This window comes from Pseudomonas kermanshahensis (genome assembly GCF_014269205.2).
GTDB classification, from domain to species: domain Bacteria; phylum Pseudomonadota; class Gammaproteobacteria; order Pseudomonadales; family Pseudomonadaceae; genus Aquipseudomonas; species Aquipseudomonas kermanshahensis.
Genome location: NZ_JABWRY020000001.1, coordinates 2,815,928 through 2,831,325, shown reverse-complemented (window position 1 = coordinate 2,831,325; position 15,398 = coordinate 2,815,928). Strand labels below are relative to the sequence as shown.

The following is a 15,398-nucleotide window of genomic DNA, read 5'->3' as shown; positions in this document are numbered from 1 at the left end:
GTCGGCGGCGATCGCCTGCGCCAGTTCGAGCGCGACTCAGGTTTTGCCCTGGTCAACAACTATGGCCCGACCGAAGCCACCGTGGTGGCCACGTCCGGGCAACTGCTACCCGAAGGGGCGCTGCATATCGGTAAGCCTATCGCCAACACCCAGGTGTATGTGCTCGACGAGCGCCGCCAGCCGGTGCCGGTGGGCGCCGTGGGTGAGTTGTACATTGGCGGCGCTGGGGTGGCCCGCGGTTACTTCAATCGCCCGGCACTGACCGAGGAGCGCTTCATTGCCGACCCGTTCACCGCCCAACCCCATGCGCGGCTGTACCGCACAGGTGACCTGGTGCGCTGGAGCGCTGACGGCACCTTGGATTACCTGGGCCGTAACGACGACCAGGTGAAGATCCGCGGCGTACGGGTGGAGCTTGGCGAAATCGAAAGCGTACTTGCCGCGCAGCCTGGTATCGGCGATGCGGTGGTGCTGGTGCGTGGCGAGCGGCTGCTGGCCTGGTTCACTGAAACCACACCGGTGGCGGTGGACACACTGCGCCAAGCTTTGCAGGCAAGCCTGCCCGCACACCTGGTGCCGTTGGCCTTCACCTGCCTGCCAGCACTGCCGTTGACCAGCCATGGCAAGCTCGACCGCAAGGCGTTGCCCGATCCGGATCCGGCGCTGCTTGCAGGCCAGGCCTATGTCGCCCCGCAGGGCGAAGTGGAAATGGCCCTGGCAGCGGTGTGGGCTGACATGCTGGGCGTTGAGCGAGTGGGCCGCCACGATAACTTCTTCGAGCTGGGTGGCCATTCGTTGCTGGCGGTGAACCTGACCGCGCGCTTGCGCCGCGAGGGCGTGCAGGTGGATGTGCGTACGCTGTTTGGCCAGCCGACGGTGGCGGCACTGGCGACGACCCTGGGCCAGGTGCAACAGGTGCAGGTGCCGGACAACCTGATCCCGGCCGGCTGCCCGCACATCACCCCCGGCATGCTGCCGCTGGTGGCGCTGGAGCAGGCGGCCATCGACCGTATCGTTGCCCAGGTACCCGGCGGTGCCCGCAATGTGCAGGACATCTACCCGCTGGCACCCTTGCAGGAGGGCATCCTGTACCACCACCTCAGCGCGCAGGGGCACGACCCTTATGTGCTGCAGTCGCGCTTTGGGTTCGCCAGCCGCGAACACTTGAACAACTTCGCGGCAGCATTGGACAAGGTCATCGCCCGCCACGACGTGCTGCGCACAGCGGTGCTCTGGGAAGGCCTGCCGCAGCCGGTGCAGGTGGTCTGGCGGCAGGCGCCGTTGTCGGTCATGGCGCGTGGTCGCGACAGCGAGGCCATGCTTGACCTGAGCAAGGCACCGCTGATCCGTCTGCTGTACACGCAGCAGCCGGGCGCGGCCCGCATCGAAGCCACCTTGCAGTTCCACCACATCGTGCTCGACCACACGGCCATGGAAGTGGTCGGCGAGGAGCTGATCGGTTATCTGCAGGGTGCGGCCGAGCCGGCCCAGGCACCGGTGCCGTACCGCAACTACGTGGCCCAGGCGCGCCTGGGTATCAGCCAGGCGGAGCATGAAGCGTTTTTCCGCGGGCAACTGGCGGATATCGACGCGCCAACGCTGCCGTTCGGCCTTAGCGATGTGCAGGGTGACGGTCGTGACATCGAGGAGGCCCAGCTGTGGCTGCGTGACGACCTGGCACAAAGGCTGCGCCAGCAAGGCCGGCAATTGGGTATCAGCGTCGCCAGCCTGTTCCACCTGGCCTGGGCGCGCCTGCTGGCGGCCGCCAGTGGCCAGGACAGCGTGGTGTTCGGCACCGTACTGCTGGGCCGCCTGCAAGGCGGTGAAGGCGCCGAGCGGGCGTTGGGCATGTTCATCAACACCTTGCCGCTGCGGGTCGACCTGGGCGGTATCAGCCTGCATGAAGGGGCCCATGCTACTCATCAGCGCCTCAGTGCCTTGCTGGCCCACGAGCATGCATCGCTGGCCTTGGCCCAGCGCTGCAGTGGCGTGGCTGCGCCCTTGCCGTTGTTCAGCGCCATGCTCAACTACCGGCACAGCACGCAGGTCACTGACAGCCAGCGGCAGGCGACGCAAGGTATCGACAACCTAGAAAGCCAGGAACGCAGCAACTACCCGCTGGGCTTGAACGTGGATGACCTGGGGGAGGGCTTCCGCCTGGTTGCCATGACCCCGGCCGACGTAGGCGCGGCGCGTATCTGTGGGCAGATGAACCAGGTGTTGGAGGCCATGGTCGAGGCGCTGGAGCAGACGCCGGAACTGCCGGTGCAGCGCTTGCCGGTGCTGGAAGCGCAGGAGCGTGAGCGTGTGCTGCTGGGCTTCAACGATACGGCGGTGGATTATGACCTTGAGCAGACCCTGCACGGGATGATCGAGGCGCAGGTGTTGCGTAAGCCGGATGCGGTCGCGGTTAAAGCCGAAGAAGGCATACTGAGCTATCGCCAGCTGAATGAGCAGGCCAACCGCCTTGCGCATCACCTGATTGAGCTCGGTGTTAAACCTGATGATCGGGTGGCGATCTGCGTCGAACGTGGGCTGTCGATGGTGGTTGGCCTGCTGGCCATCCTCAAGGCCGGCGGCGCGTATGTGCCGGTTGACCCCGATTACCCAGCTGAGCGCGTGCGGCATATGCTGAGCGACAGCGCGCCGGTGGCGGTGCTGGTGCACAGTGCTACGCGGCACGTACCGGATTCGGCCCAGGTTATCGACCTGGATCAGCCGACCTGGAACGCCCAGCCTTCCAGCAACCCCGTTGTCACCAGCTTGACCCCGCGTCACCTGGCCTACGTGATCTACACCTCAGGCTCCACCGGCTTGCCGAAGGGCGTGATGAACGAGCATGCGGGCGTGGTCAACCGCCTGTTGTGGATGCAAGACGCCTATAACCTCGGCGCTGACGACGTGGTCTTACAGAAGACACCATTCAGCTTCGACGTATCGGTATGGGAATTCCTCTGGCCGCTGCAAACCGGCGCACGTCTGGTCATGGCGCGCCCCGGTGGCCATCGTGATCCGGAGTACCTGCGTCAAGTGATCCGCAGCGAAAACGTCACGACCTTGCACTTCGTGCCTTCGATGCTGGATGTATTCCTGGCCCATGGTGACGTCTCGGCGGCTTCTTTGAAGCGCGTCCTGTGCAGCGGCGAGGCCTTGCCGGGCAGCCTGGTTCGACGCTTCCACGCGCAATTACCAACCGTTGAACTGCACAACCTGTACGGCCCGACTGAAGCAGCGGTGGACGTGAGCGCCTGGCATTGCGTGACGGCGCCGGACAACACCCCCATCGGCAAACCGATCGCCAACACCACGCTGTACGTACTCGACAACCAAGGCCAGCCAGTACCGCAAGGCGTGGCCGGCGAGCTGTTCATCGGCGGCGTGCAAGTCGCCCGAGGCTACCTGAACCGCATCGAACTGACCGCCGAACGCTTCCTCGACGACCCGTTCAGCACCCGCCCTGGTGCACGCCTGTACCGCACCGGCGACCTGGCGCGGCACCTGGCCGATGGCAACATCGAATACCTGGGCCGCAACGATGACCAAGTGAAGCTGCGCGGCCTACGCATCGAGCTGGGTGAAATCCAGGCTGGCCTGACGGCCATCGAAGGCGTGAAGGAGGCAGTTGTTGTCGCCCGCGACCAGCGTCTGGTGGCGTATTACACCGGTGAGCAGCAGGCCGCAGACGTTCTGCGCACGGCATTGCTGGCCCACCTGCCGGAGTTCATGGTGCCCGCGCTGTTCCTGCACCTGGACGCATTGCCCCTGAGCCCCAACGGCAAACTCGACCGCAAGGCTTTGCCACTGCCGGACACCGAAGCCCTGCAAAACCGTGCGTACGAAGCCCCAGAAGGCGAAACCGAAACCCTGCTGGCAACGATCTGGGCCGAGCTGCTGGGCGTTGAGCGGGTAGGGCGGCATGACAACTTCTTCGAACTGGGCGGCCATTCGCTGCTGGCGGTGACCCTCACCTCCCGCCTGCGTGATCAAGGCCTGGAAGCCGACGTGCGCGCCCTGTTCGACCAACCGACCTTGGCGGGCTACGCAGCCATCACAGACAGAATGGAGATCGTCCTGTGAGCATCAACCAACTACTGGCAACACTGACGGCCAAAAACGTGCAACTGGCGTTGAAGGACGGGCAACTGGCCGTCCAGGGCAACCGCCAGGCCCTGACCGACCCCGCGTTGGTGGCGCAACTGCGTGAACACAAGCCAACGCTGGTGGCGATGATCGAGCGCGGCGAGTACGTGGCCGTGAAACAGGGCGCGGTACACGTGCCGTCCAACCTCATCGAGCCGGGCTGCACGCGCATTACGCCGCAGCACCTCAACCTGATCGACCTCGACCAGGGCACCCTTGACCGCATCGTCGCCTGCATCCCCGGCGGCGCGGCTAACGTGCAAGACATCTACCCACTGGCACCGCTGCAGCAGGGCATGCTGTTCCACCACGCCAGTGCCACCGACAGCGACCCGTACGTGATGCAGGCGCGTTTCGTGTTTGCCAGCGAGGCCCGCTTGCAGGCGTTTGCCGATGCGCTCCGTGGCGTGATTGCCCGCCATGACATCCTGCGCACCTCGGTGCACTGGGAAGGGCTCGAAACGCCGGTGCAGGTGGTCTGGCGCCACGCTGACCTGCAGGTGGCGACGTTACCCGATAACGACCCCACGCGCGGCAGGCTCGACCTGACCCAGGCACCGCTAATCCGCCTGCTGCGCGAGGCCGAGCAGGCCGATGGCGCACTGACCGCCACCCTGCAGTTCCACCATATCGCCATGGACCACAGTGCCTTGGAGGTGGTGCGTCACGAACTGATCGCGTTTCTGGCCGGCGAGGGTGATCGGCTGGGCACCCCGGTGCCGTTTCGCAATTATGTGGCACAAGCCGTGCTGGGTATCAGCGAGGCCGAACACGAGGCGTTTTTCCGCGACATGCTGGGGGGGATCGACGCGTCGACCCTGGCCTACGGCATCCAGGATGTGCAAGGCGTGGGTGAGGTGCACAACGAGCACGCGCTCGACCTGCCACTAGCGCTGTGCCAGCAGCTACGCGGCCAGGCGCGTAGCCTGGGCGTGAGCGTCGCCAGCCTCTTCCACCTGGCCTGGGGCCGCGTGCTGGGCGGGCTGACGGGGCGCGAGCAGGTGGTGTTCGGCACAGTGCTGATGGGGCGCTTGCAGGGCGCCGAAGCCACCGACCGGGCGCTGGGGATTTTCATCAACACCCTGCCGGTACGCGTTGACCTGGACAGCGCTGACTTGCCGACGGCGATCCGCGCCACCCACCAACGGCTGAGCGCATTGATGCGCCATGAACACGCGCCACTGGCCCTGGCCCAGCGGTGCAGCGGTGTGGCGGCGCCGGCGCCGCTGTTCAATGCCTTGCTCAACTACCGCCACAGCGCAGTGGACAGCACCCAGCCACGCCGTGCAGCCCTGGCCGGCATCGACATCGTCGAGTCTGCCGAGGCCACCAACTACCCCTTGACGCTCAGCGTCGACGACTTGGGCGAAGCATTTCGCCTGACCTTGCTGGCCAGCGCCGAAGTGCCGGCGCAGCGCGTCTGTGCTTACTTGCAGCAGACCCTCGAAAGCCTGGTGCAGGCACCGCAGTCGTCGGTCCTGGCGTTGGCCATGCTCCCCGACAGCGAGCGCGAGGAACTGCTGGAAGCGTTCAACCATTATCCGGCCCCCTATGAGCGGCAACTGACCCTGCACCAGCGCATTGCACACCGCGCCGAGTTGCACCCTGACGCCGTCGCCGCCACCTGTGACGGCGCGCGCTTGAGTTACGCCGAGCTCAACCGCCAGGCCAATGCCCTGGCGCAGCACCTGATCAACCTGGGCGTGCGGCCTGACGACCGCGTCGCCGTGGTGGCGCGGCGCAGCCTTCAGACGCTGGTCGGCTTGTTGGCGGTACTCAAGTCTGGGGCCGGTTACGTGCCGGTAGACCCCGCCCACCCGGATGAGCGCGTGCACTACTTGCTGAACGACAGCGGCCCGGTAGCGGTGCTGACGCAGCAGGCGCTGCGTGAGCGCCTGGGGGCTGTCGCGGTGCCGGTGGTGCTGCTCGATCAGCCGCACTGGCCTGTATGCGAGAGCGACCCGGTTGTGCCGGGGCTGAGCGCGTGCCACCTGGCCTATGTGATCTACACCTCTGGTTCCACCGGGCAGCCCAAGGGCGTGATGGTCGAGCACCAGACCGTCAACAACCTGGTCGACTGGCACTGCCGCGCCTTCGACCTGTGCCATGGCCGGCACACTTCGAGCCTGGCCGGTTTTGGTTTCGACGCCATGGCCTGGGAAGTCTGGCCGGCGTTGTGCGCCGGGGCCACGTTGCACCTGGCGCCGGCGTCGGAGGGCAACGACGACCTGGATGCCATGCTTGCCTGGTGGCAGGCGCAGCCCCTGGACGTGAGCTTCTTGCCGACGCCGGTGGCCGAGTATGCCTTCAACCATCAGCTCGAACACCCGACCCTGCGCACCCTGTTGATCGGCGGTGACCGCCTGCGCCAGTTCAACCGCACCCAGCGCTTTGCCGTGGTCAACAACTACGGCCCGACCGAAACCACGGTGGTGGCCAGCTCCGGCGTGGTGGAAGCGGGCGGGGCGCTGCACATCGGTCGGCCGGTCGATAACGCCCGTCTGTACGTACTCGACCCACACCTGCAGCCTGTTGCGCTGGGTGTGCCAGGTGAGCTGTACATTGGTGGCGCCGGGGTTGCCCGAGGCTACCTGAACCGCCCGGCGCTCACCGCCGAGCGCTTCCTCGACGACCCCTTCGTCGCCCGTGGGCGCATGTACCGCACAGGCGACCTGGTGCGCTGGCTGGCGGACGGCACCCTGGACTACCTGGGGCGCAACGACGACCAAGTGAAGATCCGCGGCGTGCGCATCGAACTGGGCGAGATCGAAAGCCGGCTGAACGCCCTGGCTGGCATCGATGAAGCCGTGGTACTGGCCCGTGAGGACCAGCCCGGCCAACCGCGCCTGGTGGCCTACTTCACCGCCCAGGCAGGCGTCGAACCGCTCACCCCAGAAGGCCTACGCAGCCAATTGCAGGCGCACCTGCCGGAATACATGGTGCCGATGGCCTATGTCGAGCTGCCGGCGTTGCCGCTGACGGCCAACGGCAAACTCGACCGCCGCGCTTTGCCACGCCCGGAGCGCTCGGCGCTGTTCGAGCAGGGCTACGAGGCCCCCGAAGGGGCGTTGGAGCAGGCGCTGGCAACGCTATGGGCCGAGTTGCTGCACGTTGAGCGAGTCGGCCGTCGCGACCATTTTTTCAGCTTGGGCGGGCATTCACTGCTGGCGATGCGCATGGTCTCCCAGGTGCGCCTGCGCCTGGGTGTCGAACTGAGCCTGGCCGACCTGTTCGCCAACCCCGAGCTGGCCGCCGTGGCCGAGGTACTGGCCCACGCCGGGCGCAGTGAGCTGCCGGCGATACGCCCAGTGCCGCGCGATGCGCCGCTGCCGATGTCGTTCGCCCAACAGCGGCTGTGGTTCCTGGCGCAAATGGAAGGCGGTAACCAGGCTTACAATGTGCCGCTGGCCCTGGGCCTGCGCGGGGCACTGGATGCCGATGCGCTGGAAGCAGCCTTGCTGGGCATCATCGAGCGCCACGAGACCTTGCGCAGCCGCTTCGTACCACGCGATGACAGTGCCGAGGTGGTGCTGGCCGCCACCGCGGGTGCCGATTGGTTCCAGCGTGAAGACCTGAGCGTCGATGCGCTGCCCGCCCGCTTGCATGAAGCGGCCAGTGCGCCTTTCGACCTGGCCCACGGGCCGCTGTTGCGAGCGCGTTTGCTGCGTCTAGGCGCAGAACACCATGTGCTGGCCCTGACCGTGCACCACATCGTTGCCGACGGCTGGTCGCTGGGCGTGCTGACCCGCGAACTAAGCGCGCTGTATACGGCCTGCTGCCAGGGCCAGGATAATCCGCTGCCGGCCCTGGACATCCAGTACGGCGACTATGCCGTGTGGCAGCGCCGCTGGTTGGCCGGCGCCCAGTTGCAGCGCCAGGCCGATTACTGGCGCCAGGCCCTGGACGGTGCACCCAGCCTGCTCAAGCTGCCCAGTGATCGCCCACGCCCCGAACGCCAGGACTTTGCCGGCGCAAGCCTGCCACTGCAGTTGCAGCCCCGCCTGGCGGCTGGCCTGCGCAGCCTGGCCCAGCGCCACGGGGTAACCCTGTACATGGCCGTGCTCAGTGCCTGGGCCGCCGTGTTGACGCGGCTGTCCGGCCAGGGCGAAATCGTCATCGGTTGCCCTGTGGCGGGCCGCGGCCGTGCCGAGCTGGAGCCGCTGGTGGGCTTGTTCGTCAATACCCTGGCCGTGCGCATCGACACGGCTGCCGCACCAACGGCGCAAACCCTGCTGGAGCAGGTCCGTACGCGCGTGCTGGAGGCTCAGGCGCACCAAGACCTGCCATTCGAACAGGTGGTGGAAATCGTCCGCCCAGTGCGCAGCCTTGGCCACACCCCCTTGTTCCAGGCCACGCTCAACTGGCAGGCGATCGAAGGTGGCGCCTTGCAACTGCCGGGCCTGCGCCTGGAAGCCGTGGCCCAGGCTGGCCAAGTCGCCAAGTTCGACCTGACACTGAACCTCGGCGAGTTCGGCGACACGCTGGCCGGCACCCTGGACTACGCCACCTCGCTGTTCGACGAAGCGACCGTGCGGCGCTATGTCGGCTACTTCGAGACCTTGCTCTGGGCCATGATCGGCGATGATCAACAGCCGCTGGCACAGGTGCCGTTGCTTGGCGACGCCGAGCGCCACACCCTGCTGCACAGTTTCAATGCCACGCAACGCGATTACCCCCGTAACCTGGCCGTGCAGCAGCTGTTTGAGCAGCGCGTATCGCGCCATCCCCTGGCCGTGGCGGCAGTGCAGGGCGGCCAGGCGCTGTGCTACGGGGCACTTAACGAACGCGCCAACCGCCTGGCCCATTACCTGATGGGCGCAGGTGTGGCACCGGGTGCCTATGTGGCCGTGCTGCTGCCGCGCTCGTTGCACCTGCTGGTGGCGCAACTGGCTGTGCTCAAGTGTGGCGCGGTCTATGTACCGCTCGACATTCATGCCCCGACCGAGCGCCAGGCCTTCATGGTCGAGGATTGCCAGGCCACCGCGTTGCTGACGCTTGCTGGCACACCGGTTGAGTATGCGGTGCGGCGGGTCGACCTGGACCAACTGGTCCTCGATGACCAGCCTGGCCACAACCCTGGGGTGGCCCAGGACGCTGGCAGTGCGGCCTATGTGATGTACACCTCTGGCACCACAGGCAAACCCAAGGGCGTGTGCGTGCCGCACCGGGGTATTGCGCGGTTGGTGCTGAACGAGCGGTATGCCGGGTTGCTGGCCAGCGACCGCATCGCTTTCGCTTCCAACCCGGCGTTCGATGCCAGCACCCTGGAAGTGTGGGGCGCGTTGCTCAATGGCGGGCAGGTGCGGGTGATCGACCACCGCACGCTGGTCGACCCAGCGCTTTTCGCGAAGGCGCTGGCGGAGCAGGGCATCACCGTTCTGTTCTTGACCACGGCGTTGTTCAACCAGTACGTGCAGTTGATCCCCGAGGCCCTGGCCGCGCTGCGCGTGCTGATCAGCGGCGGTGAGCGTGCCGAACCTGCAGCCTTCCGCACGCTGCTGCACAAAGCACCTGGGCTGCGCCTGCTCAATGGCTACGGGCCCACCGAAACCACCACGTTCGCAGTGACCTGCGAAGTGCGTGAATTGGCGCCCGACGCAGCCCAAGTGCCGATTGGCCGGCCGATCGGCAATACCCAGGTGTATGTGCTGGACGCCTGGCAACAGCCCGTGCCGCAAGGCGTGGTCGGTGAACTGTATATCGGCGGCGACGGCGTGGCGCTGGGTTACCTGAACCGCCCAGAACTGACGGCGCAGCGGTTTATCGATGACCCGTTCAGCCCGCAGCCGGGCGCTCGGCTGTACCGCACCGGCGACCTGGTGCGCTGGCAGGCCGACGGCCAACTGGAGTGCCTGGGGCGCAATGACGACCAGGTCAAGATTCGCGGTTACCGGATCGAGCTGGGCGAAATCGAGCAACAGTTGGCACTGGCACCGGGTGTCGGTGAAGTCGTGGTGATGGCTGTGCCGAACGAGCAGGGCCCACTGCGGCTGGTGGCCTGGTTTACCCGGCACGAGGCCCCAGTGGAGGCCGCTGACCTGCGTGCCTTCTTGCGTGGGCGCTTGCCGGATTACATGGTGCCTACCGCTTTTGTGGCATTGCCGCGGATGCCACTGAACAACAATGGCAAGGTTGATCGCCAGGCCTTGCCGGCGCCGGCACCACAGGACCTGGCGGTGACAGCGTACGAAGCACCGGAAGGCGAGCGCGAGCAGGCGCTGGCCACGTTGTGGGGCGAACTGCTGCACCTGGAACGCGTCGGGCGACACGACCGCTTCTTCGAATTGGGCGGCCATTCACTGCTGGCGATGCGCATGCTGGCCCAAGTTCGCCAACGCCTGGGGCTGGAGCTGGCATTGGGCGACCTGTTTGCCGATGACAGCCTGGCAGCGGTGGCCGCCTGCCTTGCGCGTGACGGCGACACCTTGCCGGCTATCCAGCCGGGCCCGCGTGACGGTGCTTTACCGCTTTCGTTCGCCCAGCAGCGGCTGTGGTTTCTGGCGCAGATGGAGGAGGCCAGCGCGGCCTATCACATTCCCCTGGCCCTGCGCCTGGAGGGCCGTTTGGACTCTGGGGCGCTGGAGCGCGCGTTAAGGCGTCTGGTCGAGCGCCATGAAAGCCTGCGCAGCCATTTTGTCGAACAGGAAGGCGAGCCGCAGGTGGTGCTGGCAACCGGTAGCGAAGGCTTCCTGTTTGGCCGGGACCTTTGCCAGGGCCTGGATGAAGCCGCCATTGCGGCGCTGATCCGCCAGGAGGCGAGCCAACCCTTCGTGCTTAGCCGCGACCTGCCGGTGCGTGGGCGCCTGCTGCAGCTGGCCGAGGACCACCACCTGCTACTGCTGACCTTGCACCACCTGGTGGCCGACGGTTGGTCGCTGGGGGTGTTGGTGCGCGAGCTTGGCGAGTTGTACCAAGCCTTCAGTTGCGGTGGCGACGACCCCTTGCCGGCCTTGCCCGTGCAGTACATCGACTATGCCTTGTGGCAGCGGCGCTGGCTGAGCGGCGATGCGCTGCGCCAACAGGCGGATTACTGGGTTGGCCAGCTGGCCGGGGCACCGGCGCTGCTCAGCTTGCCTTGGGATCACCCACGGCCAGAGCGTCAGCAGTATGCCGGTGACAGCGTCGCGCTGAGCCTGGATCCGCGCCTGAGTGCCGAGCTCAAAGCCGTGTGCCGGCGCCATGGCGTCACGCCTTACATGCTGTTCATGGCGGCTTGGGCAGTGTTGTTAAGCCGGCTTGCCGGCCAGGATGAAGTGGTGATCGGCTCGCCGGTAGCCAACCGCAGGCAGGCTGAAGTGGATGGCCTGGTCGGCATGTTCGTCAATGCCATGGCGTTGCGCGTGGACACCTCGGGGGCACCGGATGTGGCCACGCTGCTGGCCCGGGTAAAGGCCGTGGTGCTGGGCGGGCAGGCGCATCAGGACTTGCCGTTCGAGCAGGTGGTCGAGTTGCTGCGCCCGCGCCGAAGCCTTGCGCATACGCCGCTGTACCAGGCCACCCTGGACTGGGACGCCAGCCCGGAGCGCCAGGCGCTGCAATTGGCCGACCTGTCGGTGAGCGCAGTGAGTGGGCCTGCGTGCATTGCCAAGTTCGACCTGAGCCTGAGCCTGGGTGAGCGCGCCGAAGGTTTTGCCGGCGGTATCGTGTTTGCCACAGCCCTGTTCGAACGCTCGACCATCGCGCGTTATGCGGGGTATTTCGAACAACTGCTGTGGGCCTTCGGGGAGAGCGATCGGGCCATTCCGGGCCATGTCGGGTTGCCGGATGCCGATGAGCGCAAGCGGTTGCTGCAGGGCTTTAACGACACGGCGGTGGATTATGACCTTGAACAGACCCTGCACGGGATGATCGAGGCGCAGGTGTTGCGTACGCCGGATGCGGTCGCGGTTAAAGCGGAAGAAGGGGCGCTGAGCTATCGCCAGCTGAATGAGCAGGCCAATCGATTAGCGCATCACCTGATTGATCTGGGTGTTAAACCCGATGATCGGGTAGCGATCTGCGTTGAACGTGGGTTGTCGATGGTGGTTGGTTTGCTGGCCATCCTCAAGGCCGGCGGCGCGTATGTGCCGGTTGACCCGGACTACCCAGCGGAGCGCGTGCGACATATGCTGAGCGACAGCGCGCCAGTGGCGGTGCTGGTGCACAGCGCTACGCGGCACGTTCCGGATTCGGCCCAGGTTATCGACCTCGATCAGCCGACCTGGAACGCCCAGCAGTGCAGCAACCCAGTTGTCACCAACTTGACCCCGCGTCACCTTGCTTACGTGATCTACACCTCAGGTTCCACCGGCTTGCCGAAGGGTGTGATGAACGAGCATGCCGGCGTGGTCAATCGACTGCTTTGGATGCAAGACGCCTATAACCTCGGCGCTGAAGACGTGGTCTTGCAGAAGACTCCATTCAGCTTCGACGTGTCGGTATGGGAATTCCTCTGGCCGCTGCAAACCGGCGCACGTCTGGTCATGGCGCGTCCTGGTGGCCATCGCGATCCTGAATACCTGCGTCAGGTGATCCGTAGCGAAAACGTCACGACCTTGCACTTCGTGCCCTCGATGCTGGATGTGTTCCTGGCCCATGGGGACGCCTCGGCCGAAGGCCTCAAACGCGTCCTGTGCAGCGGCGAGGCCTTGCCGGGCAGCCTGGTTCGACGCTTCCACGCGCAATTGCCAACCGTTGAACTGCACAACCTGTACGGCCCGACCGAAGCAGCGGTGGACGTGAGCGCCTGGCATTGCGTGACGGCGCCGGACAACACCCCCATCGGCAAACCCATCGCCAACACCACGCTGTACGTACTCGACAGCCAAGGCCAGCCGGTCCCGCAAGGCGTGGCCGGCGAACTGTTCATCGGCGGCGTGCAAGTCGCCCGAGGCTACCTGAACCGCGCCGATCTGACCGCCGAACGCTTCCTCGACGACCCGTTCAGCACTCGCCCTGGTGCACGCCTGTACCGCACCGGCGACCTGGCGCGTCACCTGGCCGATGGCAACATCGAATACCTGGGCCGTAACGATGACCAGGTCAAAATCCACGGCTTGCGCATCGAACTGGGCGAAATCCAGGCCAGCCTGACGCGGATAGAGGGGGTCAAGGAGGCCGTGGTGATCGCTTATGAGCAGCAGTTACTCGCTTACTACACGGGCGAGTCGTTCCCTGTGGAGGCGCTGCGCTCGGCATTGCTCGGGCGCCTGCCGACCTTCATGGTGCCGGCGCTGTTCGTCCACCTGCAGGCACTGCCCCTGAGCCCCAACGGCAAGCTCGACCGCAAGGCTTTGCCGTTACCGGATACCGAGGCCCTGCAGAACCGCGAGTACCAAGCGCCAGAAGGTGAAACCGAAACCCGGTTGGCAACGATCTGGTCCGAACTGTTGGGCGTTGAGCGGATAGGGCGGCACGACAACTTCTTCGAGCTGGGCGGCCACTCCCTGGCGGCAATCCGGCTGGTCGACAAGATGACCAAGGCGGGCCTGAAGGTGGCCATCAACGATGTGTTCCAGCACCCCAGCGTAGCGTTGCTGGCGGCCAGGCTCGGCAGCCCTGACGCTGCGCACCGCGGGGTGATCCGGGTGCGTGCAGGGGGTAGCCAGACGCCGCTGTTCCTGGTTCACGAATTCACCGGCCTGGATTTCTACTTCCCGGTGCTGGGCCAGCACCTACCCGGTGATTTCCCTCTCTATGGGCTGCCCGGCATCCCGGCCGTTCAACCGCAGCCACAGACGCTCGAGTGCCTGGCCCGCTATCAGGTCGAACAAATGCGCAGCGTGCAGCCACAGGGGCCGTATCGCCTGGCAGGCTGGTCGTTTGGCGGGATAGTGGCCTTCGAAATGGCTAACCAATTGCTGGGTGTGGACGAGGAGGTCGAATTCCTCGGTTTGATCGACACCTATGTGCCGCGCCTGGCCGACCAGGGCAAGGCGCGCTGGGAGGGACCACGTGCACTCGAACGGCAGTTGCTGTTGAACTGCAGCACGTTCTGGCGCACGCAAGGCCCGGCAGGCGCCGACAAGCTGGTACGCCTGCAGCAATTGGAGGCCGGTCAGGCCGATTTTGCCACGCTGGTCGCCAGCTGCCGCGAGCACCAGTTGCTCTATGGGCTGTGGGCGAGCATGACCGACGCGCAACTGATGCACTACTTCACCCGTGAACTGGCGCACGGCCATGCGCTGGCGCATTACCGCCCTTCACCGTTGAGCGTGCCGGTGCACCTGCTGCGCGCCGAACAGGGCAGTGACAGCCAGTCGACTCTGGGCTGGCGCGAGACCCTGCCGTCCCAGGCCCTGGTCCTTCTGGGCGTGCCGGGGGACCACCGCAGCATGATGCAGGCGCCCCAGGTGGCCGCGCTCGGTCAGGCGCTTGGCCAGCTACTGGGCAGTGTGCCTAGCACGAACATCGTCAAGGCAGCGGCTTATCAGCCCTTGGTGGCGATCCAGACTGGTCAGCACGGGCATGCACCGTTGTTTTGCGTGCCGGGGGCTGGCGACAGCGTCACCAGCTTCATAGGCCTGGCCGAGGCCCTGGGGCCGGACTGGCCGCTTTACGGCCTTCAGGCGCGGGGGCTGGACGGCTGCTCGGTGCCGCACACTTCGGTGGAGGCTGCTGCCGATTGCCATGTGCAGGCCATCGAGGCGCTTTATCCGCAAGGGCCGCTGAACCTGGTCGGGCATTCGTTTGGCGGCTGGGTAGCACATGCCATGGCTGCCCGGTTCGAGGCCAAGGGCCGGCAGGTGCGTTCATTGACACTGATCGACAGCGAAGCGCCGGGTGAGGGCGGCACCTGTGGCCAGCCCTACACCCTGGGCGCAGCCTTGCAGCGGCTGATCGAGGTGTTGCAGCTGTCCACCGGAAAAACCCTGGGTATTGACCCACGCGCCTTTGCCGAGGCCAGCGACGACCAGCAGTTGAGCCAGTTGCACGCGGCCATGGTGCGGGTCGAATTACTGCCGGCGCGGTCGCAGCCAGGGGCGCTGGACGGCACCGTACGGACCTTCGCCACGGCGTTGCGCACGGCCTACCGGCCAACGTTGAGCTACCACGGGCCGGTCGGCCTGGTACTGGTGGATGACCCGGGCCTGGATGCCTTGGGCAATGCCCGCGAGCATGCCGCCATGCAGGCCGGTTGGCAGCAACTGATGCCCACGCTTGCGCTGTGGCAGGGGCCGGGTGACCACTTCAGCATCCTCAAGGTGCCGGATGTGTTCAGCCTGGCGGCCTGGTGGCACGACGGGCAGGCGCTGCACCACGGCAAGGTTACCCCTTAA

General features: G+C 66.0%; 2 protein-coding genes (1 of these 2 cut by a window edge). Both read left to right on the top strand.

Annotated elements, in window-relative coordinates; translation table 11 throughout:
- Positions 1-4,077 carry the final stretch of a non-ribosomal peptide synthase/polyketide synthase gene (locus HU764_RS12920; RefSeq protein WP_186715091.1) on the top strand. It extends 18,255 nt beyond the left edge of the window, so only the last 4,077 of its 22,332 coding nucleotides appear in the window; its start codon lies beyond the left edge, outside the window; its stop codon occupies positions 4,075-4,077.
- Complete coding sequence (locus HU764_RS12915) at positions 4,074-15,398, top strand: non-ribosomal peptide synthetase (protein ID WP_186702584.1); 11,325 nt, start codon at positions 4,074-4,076, stop codon at positions 15,396-15,398. Before HU764_RS12920 ends, HU764_RS12915 begins: the two co-directional genes overlap by 4 nt.